Raw genomic sequence first — 16,802 nt, forward strand, 5'->3', positions numbered from 1 at the left:
CAGTATGCGGGATCCCCTCCGCATCGGGTGACCCCCCGGTCACCGGGCGATTGCCGGAGACGGAGACACGGCGGATCACGCGCGGGGACGCCGCGGCCCTGCTGGGCGGCCTGGTGTCCGGCGCGTTCGAGGTCTCGGGACCGGACGTGCTGGAGCAGATCGTCCTGATCTGAGGCTCGCCGGTCCACGGGAAGCCCGTCGCGTCGTGCTCGCGGAGCACCGTCAGGAGTCGGCCGCCGGCCGGGTCGTCTCCGCTTCGAACGTCGCGCCGAGTTCGGCGAACTCCTTCGCGGCGGCCGCCAGCAGGGCGGCGTCGCCTCGGTGGCGGGCTCGGGCGCGGGTCAGGGCCGCCGCCGTCCAGCGGTTGCGGGCCGCGTGGTGCTCGGCTCGGGTCAGGTGCTGCGGCGCGTCCGGCGCGTCGAGGAGCACAGCCAGTTCCGCGGCCACGCCGGCCGCGTAGCCGTTGAAGCGCCCGGGAGTGAACTCGGCGCCCGCTTCGGCGAGCCGTTCCGCCAGGCCGGTGCCCGTGTGCAGGGCGACCCTGGCCCGGACGAACGCGTCCAGCGGGGCGAGATTGGCCGAATCCGCCGGTGTGGCCACGCCCGCGACATCCGCCGCTCGGGTGCGCCAGCGGGTCATCGACGGCTCGTCGCCGGACAGGCCGGCCGCCAGCGCCGCCGCGAGCAGCGGAACACCCAGGGTCGCGTTGCGCGGGAGTCGGGCGCGCCACAGCTCTTCCGCGGCCTCGCCCGCTTCGGCGAACCGGCCGGTCAGTGCGAGGGTGGTGACCAGGCCGCTCGTGCCCCAATACGGGTGGCCGGCCAGCGCCGGGTCGCCGGCCGCGCGTCGGCTCAAGGCCAGCGCGTCGGACAGCGCGCCGGTGGCGACGGCGTAGGTGATCGCGGCCCGGAACGCGTCCAGGACCTCGACCGCCGCGTGCGGGTCGGTGCGGTCCAGTGCCGTGACGAGGGCGAGGCGCTCCTGGGTCGTGCGGTACGCCTGATCCGGACGGCCGGCCAGCGCCTGCGCCGTGCACCGGGCGTCCAGGGCCGCGCTGAGCAGCAGTGGGTCGCCGGCCGCCGCCGCCACGGCCCGCTCGGCCGCCGCGGGGTCGACCGACTGCGGGCCGGCCCCGGACCGCCAGGCGTGCGCCACGGCGAGGTCGGCCGCCGGTGCTTCGGCGGCGTCGGTGAGCATCCGGTCCAGTTCCGAGTCGGGGACGGGGTCGGTGACGAAGCCGGCGCCGCGGAACCGTTCGGCCAGCACGACGGCGCCGGCCAGGCACGCCGCCCGTGTGCCGGGGTCGCCGCCGGCGCGCTCGGCCGCGACGAGCAGCAGGTCGAAGTGGTCGCGCGCGTGGGTGAGCAGGTGGGTGCAGCTGCCGGCGAGCGCCAGATCCGCCGCGGCGGCCGCGGGGGAGGGGGCGCGGTCCGCGGCGGTGCGCCAGTGGGCCACCGCTTCGGCGAGGAAGCCGCGCGCGTAGGTCAGGCGGGCGAGGTCCGCGGCCAGGTCGTGGTCTCGGGTCGCGAGTGCGCCCGGGAGCTGGTTGGGGTTGGCCGGGGCGGGGGTTGCCGGGTGGGTGGGCCGGTGGTGGCTGGGCTGGTCGGGGGTTGCGGGGTGGCTGGGTTGCCGGTGGCTGACCGGGGCGGGGGTTGCCGGGTGGGTGGGCCGGTGGTGGCTGGGCTGGTCGGGGGTTGCCGGGTGGCTGGGGTGCTGGTGGCCGGGCTGGTCGGGGGTTGTGGGGTTGGTAAGCCGCTCGTGACTGGGCTGATCCGGAGTCGCAAGAGTGTTCACCGCGCCGGTGCGCGGGACCTGGCCGGGCTCGGCACGGACAGGCCCGTGGTGGCCGGGCGCCGATGCGCCTTCCGCGACGCAGGCGCGCAGGTCGTCGGCTATCCGGTCGAACTCGTCGCGCCAGTCGCCGCCGAGGCGGGCCACCAGTTCTCGTGCTCGCCGGGCGGCCCACTCGTGGTAGCGGGCGTCGACCTGCTCCGCCTCCGGCGATTCCGCCAGCCGTTCGCGGGCGAAGCGGGCCACTCCGTCGAACAGCGTCCAAGCGCCCGCCTCCCGGTGGGCCGTGACCAGGGATTTGTCCACCAGCCGCCCGATCACGTCGGACACCGCGCCGACCGATGACTCCGGCGACAGCGCCGCCGCGTCGGCCAGTGCGAAGGCGTTGCGGAACCGGGAAATCCGGGCCAGGACCGTCCGTTCCTCCGCACTCAGCAGCCGATGGCTCCACTCGAGCACCGACCGCAGCGACCGGTGCCGGTCCGGGCCGCGGCCGGTCGCCAGCACGCGCAGCGGGTCGTCGGCCAAGCCGGCGCGCAAGGCGTCGATGCCCAGCGACGCCACCCGCGCGGCCGCCAGCTCGATGGTCAGCGGTGAGCCGCCCAGCTCGCGGCAGAGCGCGGCGATCGTGGCCGGATCGGCGTCGAACGCGGGATCGACCGCCTTCGCCCGCTCGGTGAAGAGCTCCGCCGCGGCGGGCAGCGGGCCGAGCTGCAGCACCGTCTCGCCGGGCACGCCCAGGCGTTCCCGGCTGGTCGTCAGCACGCTCAACCCCGGGTTCGCCGCCGTCAAGGCCGTGATCACGTCGGCGACGTCGTCGGCCACGTGCTCGCAGTTGTCCAGCACCAGCAGCGCCCGGCCGGCCAGCTGCGCGGCCACCGCGTCGGGCAGCGGCTGCTGCGGGTGGGGCAGGACGCCGAGCCCGGCCGCGACCGACTCGAGCACCGAACCCGGCCGGCTGGGGACGAGGTTGACGAACGTCGCCCCGTCCGGGAACTGCGGCGCGGCCGCTTCCGTCGCGGCCACCGCCAGCCGGGTCTTGCCCATCCCGCCCGGGCCGAGCACCGTCGTCACCCGGCTTTCGGCCACCAGGCGCACCACGGCGTCGCGTTCGGCCACCCGGCCGACGAAGCTCGTCGGCGGCCGCGGCGTTCCCACGACCAAGCCCGCCGGGCCGGCCAGTCCGGGAGCCCGCGCGGCCAGCTCCCGGCGATCACGGGCGTCCAGCTTCCGCAGGAGCGCCGACACGTGGCTCTCCACGGTCCGCACCGACACGTAGAGCCGGTCGGCGATCTCCGCGTTGGTCAGCCGGTCCGCGACCGCCAGCAGCACCTCGCGCTCGCGCGGCGAGATCGTCGGCGCGGTCGGCATGCCACCGAGTATGCCGGGTCGGTCTCCGTGGTGGATTCCGTGGTCACCACGGATGCCCCCGCACCCGGGCCGGCCCGAAGATCACCACAGAGCAAGACCGATCCGAAAGGAAACCCCACCATGGTGGTCATCGCCAAAGAAGACGACCTGCGCATCGGCAGCGGGCGCACCGCCCGGTTCGAAGGCGAGGCCTACGGCTCCGGCGTCTCCTTCTTCCACGTCCACAACACCGAAGGCCAGGGACCGGGCGCGCACGTCCACCCGTACTCCGAAACCTGGGTGGTGCTCGCCGGCCGGGCGCTCTTCCGCACCGCCGACGGCGAAGGCCTGGCGAACCAGGGCGACGTCGTGGTCGTCGGCGCGGGCACCGCGCATGCGTTCCGGGCCGTCGGCCCCGAGCCGCTGCGGATGATGTGCATCCACGCCTCCCCGCGCATCGAGCAGGACTTCCTCGACGACGACGCGGCCGCCGAAGCCGGCGTCACCTTCTGAACCCCCGAAAGGACTCCGTCATGGACACCACCCTCGCCCGCCCGGCCGTCTCCGCGCGCCTGACCTGCCTCGCCCTCGCCGCTCCGCTGTGGACCACGGTGGCACTGGCCCAGGCCGCCACCCGGGACGGCTTCGACCTGACCCGGCACCCGCTCAGCGCGCTCGGCACCGGCGAACTCGGCTGGGTGCAGATCACGAACTTCGTCGTCGCCGGCGTGCTCGTCCTCATCGGCGCGCCCGGCCTCGGGGGCGCGGTCTCGTGGCTGCTGGGCGGCTACGGCGCCGGAATGGTCGCGGCCGGGCTCCTCGTCCCGGACCCGGCGGACGGCTTCCCGGCCGGCACGCCCGCCGGTGCGCCGTCGGCGCTGTCGTGGCACGCCGCCGGTCACCTGGCGGCCGGCAGCATCGCGTTCCTCGCCCTCATGGTGGCCTGTTTCGTGCTCGGCCGCCGGTTCGCCCGGGCCGGGGACCGCCGGGACGCCGTGCTGTCGGTCGTCGCCGGCGCCGCCTTGCTGCTGGGCAACCTGTGGGCGATGAGCGGCGGCCGGGCCGGCACGCTGACCCTGGCTGTCGGCGTGATCACCGCGATGCTGTGGATTTCGGCCGTCGCCGCCCGGCCTCGGTGACCGTCCCGCCCGGTTCGCGCGGAAACCAGAGGTCAGCCGATGCGGGCGCCGACCGCGGCCAGCGCCGTCGTCACCGGCTGGAAGAACGTCACGCCGCCGGTGCGGCAGTCGCCGCTGCCGCCCGAGGTGATGCCGATGGCGCTGCCGTCGCCGGAGAACAGGGAACCGCCGCTGTCGCCCGGCTCGGCGCACACCGTCGTCTGGATCAGGCCGGTGACCCGGCCCTCGGGGTAGTTGACCGTGGCGTTCAGGGCCGTCACCCGGCCGCTGTGCAGGCCCGTGGTACTGCCCATCCGGGAGACCTGCCGGCCGACCTGCGCCGCGGCCGCGCGGGTGATCGCGACGGTCCGGCCGCCGCCGGTGTCGACGACGCTCGGGGCGTTCGTGGCGGCGTTGTCGTAGGTCAGCAGCGCGAAGTCGCCGTTGCCCGGGAACGTCGACTGCTTGAGCGTGGCCACCGGCCGCGCGCCCTGTGCGAGCGACCACCGGCGGCCGGCGGCGGCGCAGTGGCCCGCCGTGAGGATGCCGGGCCCGCTGTTCGTCGTCACGTTGAAGCCGAGCGAGCAGCGCGCCCCGCCGGCGAAGATCGCGTCGCCGCCTTCGGCGAACAGGCTGAGGACCCCGGGCGTCCGTTCGACGCGGACGGCCTTGCCGCGGGTCGCCGCCAGCAGGCTGTCCCACTTGGCGCCCTGCACGGTGCTGTCGGCGGTGACGACCGTTTCGCCGGTCCGCTCGTCGACCGCCCAGGCCGTGCCGGTGATGCCCGGCGCGGCGGCCGCGTCGGTGACGGCGGTGCCGGCGTTGCCCGCGGCGTTCGCCTGGGGAAGGGCGATGGCCGCGGTGCCGGCGGCCAGGACGGCGGCCGCCGCGGCCAGGATCTTGCCGCGGCTGATCTTCCTGTGTCGGGAGCGCATGGCGAGTGACCTCCGGAGCCGTTGATCCACTTCCTGTAGTGGTGCACGGCCCGGCGGCGCGTCCGGTTCACCCGGTTCCGAACGCGGGCGTGCGCGGCGAAGGAGCGGAAAGCCTTCTCGCCGCGCACGAACCCGGAACCAGCCGCTGTCGAAGGTCCCCGGCTACGGCGTCGTCAAATCGAATCGCTGAAGGGTGACCGAGCCGCCGAGTGCCTGGGTGGCGTGGTTGAAGACGGCGAACCGGTAGCCCATGAAGAACTGCCAGGCGTTGTTCAGGGTGAACGCCGTGCCCAGCGGCGTGAAGTTCACCCCGTCGGTGCTGTAGGAGAACCGGGCCTGGCGGCCGGTGCCGGGACGGATGTCGGCGGTGGTGCGCAACCAGATCTTGCTGCCCGAGAGCGCGGCGCTCGCCACCTCCGTCCCCGTGCCGGTGGTGCTCCAGTTGCTGTCCATGGTCAGGCCGTTGACCATGACCACCCGGTTGCGGCCGCTGTCGCGTTTGATGCCGATGTAGGCCGAGGAGTCGCGCAGCATCGCCAGGCCGGTGCGATCACCGTCGCGCATCGACGTCAGGTCGAGCGTGGCGGTGGCCGTGGAGGACGGCCCCTGGATCCGGTGGGTCAGGGTGTTGCGGGCGGAGTACAGGTCGTTGGTGACCGTCGCCGTGGACAGCTTCACCCCGTTGCCGACGGAGAACTTGGTGGTGTCGGGGTTGTGGTTCCACTCCCACTGCGGGCTCAAGCCCGGGCCGGGGAAGGTGTCGGTCCCCGTCATCGGCTCCACCTGGCGCGGCGGTGGTGGCAGGTTCGGCTTCGGGTAGGTCGTGCCCCAGCGGCCGTTGACCGTCTGCAGCTTCGGCCAGCCGTCGGCCGTCCAGGTGACCGGGGCGAGGGCGGGGACGCGGCCGCCGGGGTAGGCGTCGACGAAGGCCAGGTAGTACCAGTCGCCGTTCTGCGTCTGCACCAGGCCGCCCTGGTGCGGGACACCGCCGCCGGAGATCGGGCCCGGCAGGTCCAGCAGCACCTGCTGGATGGTGTACGGCCCCCACGGGCTGCTCGCCTTGAGGATGTACTGGCCGTTGGCCGGACGCGTCACGAAGATGTAGTAGCTGCCGTTTCGCTTGTAGAACCGGGAACCTTCGAGCGTGCCGATGTTCGACGGCGTCTGGAAGACCTGCTGCGAGCGGACTTCCGTCTTCCCGTCCTTCGAGAGCTGGGCGACGCTGAGGGTGGTGTTGCCGTAGGCGACGTACATCGTGTCGTCGTCGTCGACGAGCATGCCGGCGTCGTAGTAGCACTTGTCGATCGTGGTGTGCTTCGACCACTGCCCGTCCACCGCGGTGGCGGTGTAGATGTAGGTCTTGGCGAAGTCGATGCAGCCACCCCAGTAATACGTGTCGTTGCTCGCGCGGTGGTTGAAGAACGACGCCCAGATGCCGCGCACGTACCCGCGTCCGCCGCTCATGTCGTACTTCGCGCCGAAGTCCAGTTTGGGCACGGAGTGGCCGGCGAACTCCCAGTTCACCAGGTCGTACGAACGCAGGATCGGCGCCCCGGGGGAGTAGTGCATGGTCGAGGCGGAGTAGTAGTAGGCGTTGCCGACGCGGATGATGTCGACGTCGGCGAAGTCCTGCCACAGCACCGGGTTCGTGAACGTCGACGGCTGGTTCGGCGTGGTCGTGGTGGTCGGGGTGGTGGGGGTCGTCGGGGTGGTGGGGGTGGTCGGCGTGGACGGCGCCGTGGGTTCGACGCCGCCGGTGCAGAGGGTGCCGTTGAGCCGGAACTCCGACGGCGTCGGGTTGGCCGAGGTGAACGAGCCGTTGAAGCCGAACTCCGCCTTGCCGCCGGTGGGGATGGCCGCGTTGTAGGCGACGTTCTTCGCGTTGACGGTGGTCCCGTCCTGGGTGATGGTCGCGTTCCAGTGCTGGCCCACCTGCTGGCCGCCGGTGAACGACCAGGTGAGCGTCCACCCGTCGACCGCGTCACCGAGGTTCGTGATCGACACCGACGCGCCGAAGCCGCCCTGCCATTCGGAGGTTTTCGTATAGGTGACCGAGCACCCGGCCGCGGCGTGCGCGGCCGGGGTCGCCACCAGGACGGCGCCGGCGAGGCCGGTCGCGGCGAGCAGGGCCGAGGCGGCCGCCCGGGATCGTCGGCGTGACACCACGTCTGTCCTTTCGCATCAGGCGGCGAACTGCCACCAGTTGACGTTGAAGAGGTAGCCGCTGCCGCCGGTGAACCGCAGGACCAGGTCCTGCGTGCCCGTCACACCGCTGACCGGGCAGGACACCGACGTCCAGGTCTGCCAGCCGCCGGTGCCGGCCACGGTGCAGCGGCCCACGACCGTGCCGGTGGCACTGCCCAGGCGCACCTCGATCGTGCCGCCGGAGCTCGCGGAGGCGACGCGGGCGGTGAACGTCTTCGCGCCCGCGCCGAAAGCGACGTTGCGGACCTTGACCGTGTCGCCGTTCTCGATCCACCCGATGTTCATGCCGCCTTCGGACGCCGGCTCGGTCTCGATCCCCGTTTCCCGGTTGATCGTCTCCGCTTCCTGCCGGACGTAGGGGTTCAGCGTGTCGGCCGGCGGCGGCCCGCTGGTGGTCATGTTGATCGTCGGGATGCTGCCGTCGGCGTTGTAGGCGAACTTCTCCACCGCCACCGAGCGGGTGTAACCGCCGCCGCCGGGCAGAGCACCGTTGTGGTAGAAGAAGTAAGAGCTGCCCTTGTAGTCGATGATGCCGGGGTGGTTGGTGAAACTGCCGCCCTGCGTGGGCATCACCGTGCCCCGGTAGGTCCACGGGCCGGTCGGGCCGGGCGAGGTGGAGTAGCCGATGAACTCCGAGCAGCACTTGGCCGCGAACACGTTGTAGTACGTGCCGTTGCGCTTGTAGACCCAGGGGCCTTCCTCGTACAGCGTCGGACGGCTGCCGCCGTTGGGACGCGTGCCGAACCCGGCCGTGGTGAGCGGGATCTGGTTGACACCGCCCGAGTACGACGTCATGTCGGCGTTGAGCCGCACGTACCACAGGTTCGGGTTGCCCCAGTACAGATACGCCTGCCCGTTGTCGTCGATGAAGACGGTGGGGTCGATCTCGCCGTTTTCGACGAGCGGGCGGCCGATGGCGTCGCGGAACGGCCCGGTGGGGCTGTCCGCGACGCCGACGCCGATGGCCATCCGGCCGGTGGCGCGGTTGACCACCGGGACGTACCAGTAGAACTTGCCGTTGCGCTCCACGGCCTGTCCGGCCCACGCGTCCTGTTTGGCCCAGCTGAACGTGGACAGGCTCATCAGCGAGCCGTGGTCGGTCCAGTTCACCATGTCCGCCGACGACCAGACCCGCCAGTCCTTCATGGTGAAGTAGGTCGAGCCGTCTTCGTCGTGCCCGGTGTAGAGGTAGACGCGGCCGTCGTGCACCAGCGGAGCCGGGTCGGCGGTGTAGATGTGCTGCACGATCGGGTTGTCGGCGTGCGCGGTGCCGGGCAGGAGCGCCATCGCGCACAGGGCCGCGGTCAGCAGGCAGGTCAGTTTGCGGCGCACGAGGTCGTCACCCCTTCGGCGTTTCCGGTGCCCTGGAAGCCGAATTCCGTGGACTGCCCGGCGGCGACGGTGCCGTTGTAGCTGACGTTGGTCCACGTGACGCTGCCCGTGGTGCCGCTGTTGCCGGCGCTCCAGGCGCTGGTGACGGCCGCGCCCGAGGGCAGGTTCGTCGTCACGCGCCAGCCGGTGAGGCCCGCGGTGCCCGCGCTGACCTTGACGTTCGCGACGAACCCGCCGTTCCACTGGTTCAGCGAGACCGAGGCGGTGCAGTCACCGGGCGGCGGCGTGGTCGTGGTCGTCGGCGTGGTGGTCGTGGTCGGCGTCGTCGTGGTGGTCGGCGTCGTCGTGGTGGTCGGTGTCGTCGTGGTGGTGGGCGTGGTCGGCGGGGCGGCGTTCAGTGCGTCGAGGACACTGTTGTACGCGGCCTTCTTGTTCCCGTTGCCGTCGAAGAGGAGCGGGTTCTCCCCGGTGCGCCACGAGTCGGTGTCGCGGATGCCCCACGTGGTGATGCCGGCGCAGCGGGCGACGGCCACGCAGGCGCGGGTCACCGCCGCATAGGCGTTGGCCTGGTTGGAACCGGCGATGTCGAGCTCGGTGATCTGGACTTCGACGCCGAGGTCGGCGAACCGCTGCAGGTTGGCCTGGTAGTCGCCGGGCGGGTTGCCGGAGAGGTGGGACTGGAAGCCGACGCAGTCGATCGGGACGCCGCGGGACTTGAAGTCCTTGACCATGTTGTAGATGCCGGTGCTCTTTGCGTTGACACCGTCGGTGTTGTAGTCGTTGTAGCAGAGCTTCGCGCCCGGGTCGGCGGCCCGCGCGGCGCGGAAGGCGGCCTCGATCCAGTCGTTGCCGGTGCGCTGCAGGTTGGAGTCGCGGCGGCCGCCGCTGCCGCCGTCGGCGAACGCCTCGTTGACGACGTCCCAGGCGTAGATCTTGCCCTTGTAGTGGGTGGCGACCTGGGTGACGTGGTTCATCATGGCGGAGCGCAGGTCGGAGCCCTCCATGCGCTGCGCCCAGCCCGGTTCCTGCTGGTACCACAGCAGCGCGTGCCCGCGCACCCGCTTGCCGGTGCTGACCGCCTGGTTGAGGATCCGGTCGCCGCCGCTGTAGTTGAACTGCCCGCGGTTGGGCTCGGTGGCGTCCCACTTCATCTCGTTCTCGGGGGTGACCATGGTGAACTCCCGGTTGAGGATGTTCACGTAGGTCGAGTCGCCGAGCTTCCCGGCCGCGACGGCCGCGCCGAAGTACCGGCCCGACTGGGCCGCCGCCGCGCCGAGCGTGGTGGCCGCGCCGGAGGCGGAGGTGGCGAGCACGAGCGAAACCCCGAGCGACGTCGCCAGGAAAGCCGAAGCCAGCGCGGCTCGGTGGAACGACCGCGATGTCGTCTTCATGTTCACACCTTCATTTCGTGGGGTTGCGGGGTGCGCGGTCACGAGCTGGTGCAGGTGGCCGCGTCGAGGCTCGGCGTGCCCGGACCGGACACGAGGAAGCCGAAGGTCGTGGTGGCGCCGGGCGCGAGCGCGCCGTTGTAGGCGACGTTCCGCACGGTCACCGGGCTGGTGCCGCTCGCCGTGCCGCTCCAGATCTGGCCGATGCTCTGGCCGCCGGCCAGGGTGAACTGCACGGTCCAGCCGGTGAGCGCGGCGGTGCCGGTGTTCGCGACGGTCACTTCGCCCTGGAAGCCGCCGTTCCAGCTGCCGACGACCTTCGGGGTCGCGGTGCACGGGCCGTTCCCGGCCGGGGGCGGCGGGTCGTCCCCGCCGATGCTGCCCGGCACGGCCTTGAGCGCGTTGTACCAGGTGGTGGCCATCTTGCTGTAGCCGGCCGCGTTGGGGTGGATGCCGTCGGGCAGGTCCGCGACGGCGACCGAGGGGTACATGTCGACCAGGTGCACGCGCTTGCCGGCGGCGGCCTTGGCCCGCACGTCCGGGGCGATCGCCGCGTTGAAGGTGCGGACGGCCGGATCGGCGAACCGGATCGGGATGATGGTGGCGACGAAGACGTCCGCGGCCGGGGCCAGGTTCGTGATCTTGTCGACCAGGGCCGACAGCCGGCGCGGCGCACCGGCCGGGTCGCTGCCGTACATGTCGTTGGTGCCGATGTGGAGCAGGATCGTGCGGGGGTGATAGGTGTTCAGCCAGCCGGCCACGTTCGCGTCGATCTGGGCGATGGTCCAGCCCGGGTGGCCTTCGTGGTTGCGGTCGGGCATGCTCGCCGGCCCGTCGGTCAGCGAGCCCACGAAGTCGATCGCGTGGCCGTCGGCCCGCAGTTTGGTGCCGAGGTCGAGGCGGTAGCCGCCGATCGAACCGCCCTGGGTGATCGAGTCCCCGAGCGGCATGATCGGCACCGCGGCGGCGGCGGTCGCGGCGCCGGGAACGACGAGCACCGCGACGCAGGCCGCGAGCACCCCGGCGAAAATTCTGGCGAGTTTCATCGGTGAATCCTTCGTGGGCCGCGAAACCGGTGAAAATTACTTTTCGCCGACTTTCCGAAACTTTCGGTTCCGGCTTTCCGCGAATTTTGCGTTAGCGCTAACACTGCGGTTCGGGAGCCGTCCGGGCGCCCCGGCGGGCGCCCGGACGGCGTTCCCGGCTAGTTGATGCTCGCGGAGAACGAGTTGACCGCGAGGCCGACCCCGCCGCTCCACGGCTCGAACCCGGCCTGGATGCTGGTGAGGTACCAGGACCGGTCGACGCGGGTGCGGTTGTCGACGTCGTTGACGAAGTCCATCACGTTGAACGACCACCCCGAGATGGTGGAGGTGGCCACGTAGGACACCACGTCGTTGCCGCCGTTGTTGCCCTGCCACACTTCCCAGCTGCGGCCCGCGATGTTCGTGGTGCCGACCCGGCCGCCCACCGGCTGCACGCCGCCGGTGCGGTTGAACCAGATCATGATCTCCATCTGGTTGACCCCGTTGGTCTTCGGGGTCGGGTCCAGCCAGATGTCGTAGGAGGCGTCGAAGACCCCGCCGGCGTAGGTGTAGGAGATCGACGTCGGCGCGCTGCCGATCCGGCTGAGCTGCCGGGGCAGCGGGGAGCCGGGGGAGCAGTTCGAGTAGTGGCACCCGAGGTAGACGGCCGGGTAGGACAGCGGCGCGCCGCCGCTGGTGGACCCCTGCTGGGTCTGGATCCGGAACCCGCTGCCGGTCACGTTGATGCACTGCTGCGCGCTGCTGCCCCACCGGTTGTTCATCACGACGTACCGGCCGCCGATGGTGGTCGAGCCGTACTGGTCGCAGATCAGGGTGTCCGCGTGCGCGGCCGGCGCGACGGCGACGGGCGCCGCGACACTGGCCGCGGCGAGCAGAGCCGCGGACAGGGCGTTCCTCAGTTTCATGATCTCCTCCACGTCGTCGTGGCATTTTCTGGGAGCGCTCTCAACCGATTCGCCAATGATGTAACCACAGCGGGCGGCCGGAGCAAAGGGGAAGGCCGTGATCGATTTACCGAATGCGTTCCCCCGTTCCCGGCGAACGGGGGAACACGCCGGTCACGCAGCCGCCCGCAGCGTCCACTTCTGGTTCGCCTGCCCGTGGCAGGTCCACAGGATCAGCTTCGTCCCGGCGGCGGTCCCCTGGCCGGTCGCGTCGAGGCACCGGCCGGACTGCACGCCGGTGACGGTCCCGTCCGCGTTGACGTTCCACTGCTGGTTGGCCTGGCCGGAGCAGGTCCAGATGATCACCGGGGTGCCGTCGGCGGTGCCTTGCCCGGACGCGTCCAGGCACTTGTTCCCGGCGGTCGTCAGCTGCTTGCCGGTGGGCGTCCACGGCGCTCCGGCGCAGTCGGCCAGCTGCACCGCGGTGCCGTCGGCGGTGGAGGGGACGTCCGCGCAGCGGCCGGACTGCGCGCCGACGAGCTGCCGGGCCGAGGACTGCCCCGGTGTGCCGATGCTGCCGGGGACCGCCTGCAGGGCCGCGTACCAGACCGCGGCCATCTTGTCGTAGCCCGTGGCCGTGGGGTGGACGCCGTCGATCAGGTCGGCGGTGCTCAGCGCGGCGTGCATGTCCACCAGGTGCACGTGCTTGCCGGCGTTCTGCTTGCTCTGCACCATTCCGGGGATGGTGGCGTTGAACGTGCGGGCCGCCGCCTCCTGCCCGCTGTGGGCGATCGGGATGATCGTCGCGACGAACACCTCGGCGTCCGGTGCCGTCGCGGTGATGTGGTCGACCAGGGCGGACAGGCGGGCCGGCGCACCCGAGACGTTGTAGTTCTGCAGGATGTCGTTGGTGCCGATGTGCAGCAGGACCGTGTGCGGGGTGCTGGTGCGCAGCCAGGAGACGATGTTGGCGTCGATCTGGTCGATGCGCCAGCCCGGATGGCCCTCGTGGTCGTGGTCGCCGAGGGACGCCGGCCCGTTGGACTGGGAGCCGACGAAGTCCACTTGGTACCCGCCCGCGGTGACCCGCTGCCAGAGCCCGATCCGGTACCCGCCGGGCACTTGCGTGCCTTCGGTGATGGAGTCGCCAAGGGGCATCACCCGGACGCCGCCGTTCGATTCGGCCGCGGCGGTGCCGGGCAGCAGGGTGGCGGCCAGGACCGCCGCGGCGGCGGCGAGCCACCCGAGCCGTGTGCGCATCTCGTCTCCTCGGGGATCCGCCGTCACACGGCGGTGATGGTCCACTGGTTGTTCGTGCTGCTGTTCGGAGTCCAGAGGCCTACGCTCGAGCCGGCGGTGGTGCTGCCCATCCCGTCGAGCGCCGTGCCGGTGGCCCGGTTGACGATCTGGTACCGGCCGTTGCCGAGGCTCGTCGGCTTCCACTGCTGGCTGGTGGCGCCGGTCCACGCCGTCTGCGCGCAGGTGGCGCCGTTGGCCGTGCTGCCCCGGCTGTCGGCGACCATCCCGTTGGTGCGGTTGACGATCCGCACGTACCCGCCACCCGCGTCGGTCAGCTGCCACTGCAGGTTCGTGCTGCCGTCCCAGTTCCACTGCTTGAGCGGGGAGCCGGCCGCGACACTGCCGCCGCTGTCCAGCACCAGACCGGTGGTGACGTTGGCGATCCGGGCCCAGCCGGTCGGCAGGGGACCGGAGCCGGGTGTGGGACTCTGGCCGGAGAACGTCAGTTTCACCACGTACGCCGGCGCGTCGAACGGCGGGTTCGCCGACGGCAGCTGGACGCGCAGCGCCGAGGCGTCCTGGACGGGAGCGGGCAGGGTCGTGGCGGTGCCGGCGTCCGGGCCGAGCAGCTGGGCGGACACGAGAGTGCTCACGTTGACCCGGTTCGAGCCGAGGGTGGTGATCGGGAACGTGCTTCCCGGCCAGCCCAGCACGGTCGCGTACAGCACGGTGTTGTCCTTGCTGCGGGTGAACCGGACGTCGGTCCTGGTCCCTTCCACCGGCGTGGTGAACGAGCCGCCGCCCATCTTCGTCGGCCCCTCGCCGTACACCGCCCACGCGCGGGTCCCGTAGACGGACTCGCCGAACCGCTTGAGGTAGTCGCCGATGCCGAGCAGGATCGTCCGCTGCCCGGACGGGATGGTGCCGTCGGCCATCGGGGCGATGTTCAGCAGCATGGTGCCGTTCTTGCTGACCCGGTCGAGCAGCGAGTGCAGGATGGCCTTCATCGAGTAGTAGCCGATGCCGTTCGTGTAGCACCAGCTCGAGCTGGAGATGCTGTCGTCGGTCATCCAGTACGGGCTCATGAGGTCGCCCGGCCCGCCGCGTTCGAAGTCGAAGACCTCCCCGCGGTTGTCGAACCCGTCCTTGTAGGTGGCCACGACGTCCTTGTTCCACGCCACGGCCTGGTTGTAGTAGTGCGCCAGGAAGTTCAGCCGTTGCGCCTCGTCGACCTGCGTCAGGTTGAAGTCCTGGTAGACGAGGTCGGGCTGGTAGCCGTCGACGACCTCCCGGAGCTTGTCGTACCAGAGCTGGTTTTCCGCGGTCCGGCCGTTCTGGCCGAACAGCCGGCGCAGCGACTCGGTGGGCTGGTTCGGCACGTGGTCGTAGTAGCCGGTGAAGTGGTAGGCGTGGTGCAGGGCCGTCAGCAGCTTCAGGCCCTTGGCCCGGATGGCGTCCGCGTGCAGCCGCAGCAGGTCCAGCTTGGACCCGGTCTTGACCGAGTTCCACTCGTTGGCCGTGCTGTTCCACATCGAGTAGCCGTCGTGGTGCTCGGCGACCGGGCCGGCGAACTTCGCGCCGGCGTCGGCGAAGAGCTGCGCCCACTCGGCCGGGTCGAAGTTGCCGCCCGCGGACTTGAGCTTCGGCGCGAACTGCACCCAGTTGCCCGCCTTGTCGCGGGCTCCGTTGATGAAGTTCTGGTACGGCCACGCCGACGGGTCGCCGAACACCTGCTTGTGGTGGTTGTTCTCGCTGGACCCGGCGATGTACATGTTCCGCGGGTACCACTCGTTGCCGAACGCGGGGACGCTGAAGACGCCCCAGTGGTAGTAGATGCCGAACTTGGCGTCCTGGAACCACTCGGGCGCGGGCGGGTGCTGGTCCACCGACGCCCAGCTCGGCGTGTAGCTGCTGGGTCCCTGGGTGGCCCATCCGGCGGGGACGCGGACCAGGCCGGCGGCCGCGGCGGCCCCGGCCACCACGATCAGCCGGCGCCGCGACAACTCGAACGAAGACATGGGGCGACCTTTCAGCTCAAGGACCACTTCTGGTTGTTCGCGCCGGTGCAGGCGGCCAGCTGAACCGGGGTGCCGTTCGCGGTCCCGGAGCCGGTGACGTCGAGGCAGAGCCCGGACTGGACCCCGGTGACCGTCCCGTTCGCGTTGAACGTCCACTGCTGGTTGTTCTGCCCGTTGCAGTTCCAGATGATGATCTTCGTGCCGGGCGTGGTTCCCTTGCCGGAGGCGTCGAGGCAGCGGAGGTTGCCGCCGCTGTAGACGTTCAGCTCGCCGGTGCCGGTGCGCGTCCAGGTCTGGTTCGAGCCGCCGTTGCAGTCCCAGATCTGGACCGTGGTGCCGGGCGTGGTGCTGACGCCGTTGACGTCGAGGCACTTGTTCGCGCCCGTCGCGTGCACCGCGCCGGTGTTCGTGCTGCCCCCGCTGCCGTACCCGGCGGCGATCACGCTGGCCTGCACCGCGTTCTCCGTGGCGTCCGTCGGGAAACCGCTCGTCACGGCGCCTTCGAAGAACTCGCCGACGCCGGAGACGCTGTTGTCGCCGCCGGTGCCCAGCAGGATCGACGGTTCCAGCTTCATCGGCGAGTAGCCGCGGGGCAGCCCGCCCGAATACGGCGTGGTGAGACTGCCGGTGGTGGCGTCGCCGTACTTCAGGGTGAAGTTGCTGGTGCCGTTGTTCTTCAGCCACGCGCTGACGAAGGGATGGTGCACGCCCGGGTTGTTCGGATCCTTGTTCGACCCGGATCCGGTGTGGTACATGCCGTTCTCGAGATCGGCCTCGACCCACGGGCCGGTTCCGGTGCAGCCGTTGAACCAGCAGGCGGTGCCCCAGTAGATGGCGTTCATGGTGGCGTTGCCGGTGTCGTTGTGGGAGACCTCGCCGCTGCCGTAGTCGAAGCAGCACCACTGGTTGACGTAGTTCGACGAGGTGATCATGTAGATCCCCTCCGGCTGGGCCCCGACCGGCGCGTTCTTGGCGTTGTCGATCCGGTAGCCGACGCCCTGGGTGACCTTGATCCCGTACACCGGGTGGCCGCCGACGGTCACCGGCAGCGCCATCGCGTCCGCCCCGATGTCCGACCCGTTCGGGCCGGGTCCCTTCCAGAACCCGCCCCACGAGATCGGCAGGTCGTTGTGGTTCGCCGTCTGGTCGTAGATCTTCGTGACCGTGCACTTGGTGCCGGCGCAGAAGGAGACCTGCGGGGCCGAGTCCGCGACCCCGCCCGCCGCCAGCAGGCCGACGTCGAGGTACTTCTGGTCCGAGGCCCGCTGGATCTGGTACAGCGGGCCGTTGTACGCCCCGAACAGGGCGCGGGTGGTGCTGTGCGCCGTGACGCACGGGGTGCCGCCGGCGGCGTAGAGGTCGCACGCTTCCTGCGTGGCGGCCTGGGCGGCGGCGCCCGTGGCGGCCACCGCGCCGGTGGCCAGCAGGACCGCCGCCGCGGCGGCCTGGAGGGTTCTGAGCAGCTTGCGGGAGACCATGGCCGAACTCCTCTGTTC

13 protein-coding genes are annotated in these 16,802 nt (G+C 71.4%); 3 read left to right on the forward strand and 10 right to left on the reverse strand.

The genetic code is table 11. From position 1 onward, the window contains the following. Positions 1 to 50: 50 nt before the first annotated feature. Positions 51 to 173: a hypothetical protein gene (locus tag ACFPLC_RS31975; RefSeq protein ID WP_378192311.1), complete on the forward strand. Its 123-nt coding sequence runs from the start codon at positions 51 to 53 to the stop codon at positions 171 to 173. A gap of 49 nt (positions 174 to 222) precedes the next feature. Here the strand turns inward: ACFPLC_RS31975 and ACFPLC_RS31980 are convergent, their stop codons facing one another. Next, positions 223 to 3,162, reverse strand: coding sequence for an ATP-binding protein (locus tag ACFPLC_RS31980; RefSeq protein WP_378192309.1), 2,940 nt, complete (start codon positions 3,160 to 3,162; stop codon positions 223 to 225). A 120-nt stretch (positions 3,163 to 3,282) separates the two neighbouring features. Here ACFPLC_RS31980 and ACFPLC_RS31985 point away from each other — a divergent pair, with 120 nt between their 5' ends. Together ACFPLC_RS31985 and ACFPLC_RS31990 are read left to right on the forward strand one after the other, a co-directional pair. Then, positions 3,283 to 3,654 (forward strand): cupin domain-containing protein, encoded by a 372-nt coding sequence (locus tag ACFPLC_RS31985; protein WP_191306784.1) that lies wholly within the window; start codon positions 3,283 to 3,285, stop codon positions 3,652 to 3,654. A gap of 20 nt (positions 3,655 to 3,674) precedes the next feature. After that, positions 3,675 to 4,280, forward strand: a complete 606-nt coding sequence (locus tag ACFPLC_RS31990; protein ID WP_378192307.1) for a DUF998 domain-containing protein — start codon at positions 3,675 to 3,677, stop codon at positions 4,278 to 4,280. Positions 4,281 to 4,312: 32 nt separating this feature from the next. Here the strand turns inward: ACFPLC_RS31990 and ACFPLC_RS31995 are convergent, their stop codons facing one another. The 9 genes from ACFPLC_RS31995 to ACFPLC_RS32035 all read right to left on the reverse strand — a co-directional run bounded on the left by ACFPLC_RS31995 (position 4,313) and on the right by ACFPLC_RS32035 (position 16,784). After that, entirely contained in the window at positions 4,313 to 5,194 is an 882-nt protein-coding gene (locus ACFPLC_RS31995) for a S1 family peptidase (RefSeq protein WP_378192305.1), read from the reverse strand. Positions 5,195 to 5,356: 162 nt separating this feature from the next. Then, positions 5,357 to 7,360: a family 43 glycosylhydrolase gene (locus ACFPLC_RS32000; RefSeq protein WP_378192303.1), complete on the reverse strand. Its 2,004-nt coding sequence runs from the start codon at positions 7,358 to 7,360 to the stop codon at positions 5,357 to 5,359. A 15-nt stretch (positions 7,361 to 7,375) separates the two neighbouring features. After that, positions 7,376 to 8,686, reverse strand: coding sequence for a glycoside hydrolase family 43 protein (locus tag ACFPLC_RS32005; protein ID WP_378192400.1), 1,311 nt, complete (start codon positions 8,684 to 8,686; stop codon positions 7,376 to 7,378). 29 nt (positions 8,687 to 8,715) lie between these two features. Beyond that, the gene (locus ACFPLC_RS32010) at positions 8,716 to 10,122 is read right to left on the reverse strand and encodes a glycoside hydrolase family 10 protein (protein ID WP_378192301.1); all 1,407 of its coding nucleotides are present in this window, start codon (positions 10,120 to 10,122) and stop codon (positions 8,716 to 8,718) included. Between the two features lie 38 nt (positions 10,123 to 10,160). Beyond that, positions 10,161 to 11,165, reverse strand: coding sequence for a cellulose binding domain-containing protein (locus ACFPLC_RS32015; RefSeq protein ID WP_378192299.1), 1,005 nt, complete (start codon positions 11,163 to 11,165; stop codon positions 10,161 to 10,163). Positions 11,166 to 11,323: 158 nt separating this feature from the next. Further along, on the reverse strand, positions 11,324 to 12,070 hold the full coding sequence (locus ACFPLC_RS32020; RefSeq protein ID WP_378192298.1) for a GH12 family glycosyl hydrolase domain-containing protein: 747 nt from the start codon (positions 12,068 to 12,070) through the stop codon (positions 11,324 to 11,326). Between the two features lie 153 nt (positions 12,071 to 12,223). Further along, positions 12,224 to 13,309: a ricin-type beta-trefoil lectin domain protein gene (locus tag ACFPLC_RS32025; protein WP_378192296.1), complete on the reverse strand. Its 1,086-nt coding sequence runs from the start codon at positions 13,307 to 13,309 to the stop codon at positions 12,224 to 12,226. Between the two features lie 23 nt (positions 13,310 to 13,332). Beyond that, positions 13,333 to 15,306: an alpha-L-fucosidase gene (locus tag ACFPLC_RS32030; protein WP_378192294.1), complete on the reverse strand. Its 1,974-nt coding sequence runs from the start codon at positions 15,304 to 15,306 to the stop codon at positions 13,333 to 13,335. Positions 15,307 to 15,317: 11 nt separating this feature from the next. Beyond that, positions 15,318 to 16,784, reverse strand: coding sequence for an arabinofuranosidase catalytic domain-containing protein (locus ACFPLC_RS32035; RefSeq protein WP_378192292.1), 1,467 nt, complete (start codon positions 16,782 to 16,784; stop codon positions 15,318 to 15,320). Positions 16,785 to 16,802 lie beyond the last annotated feature (18 nt).

The organism is Amycolatopsis plumensis (genome assembly GCF_042652605.1).
Taxonomy (GTDB): Bacteria; Actinomycetota; Actinomycetes; order Mycobacteriales; family Pseudonocardiaceae; genus Amycolatopsis; species Amycolatopsis plumensis.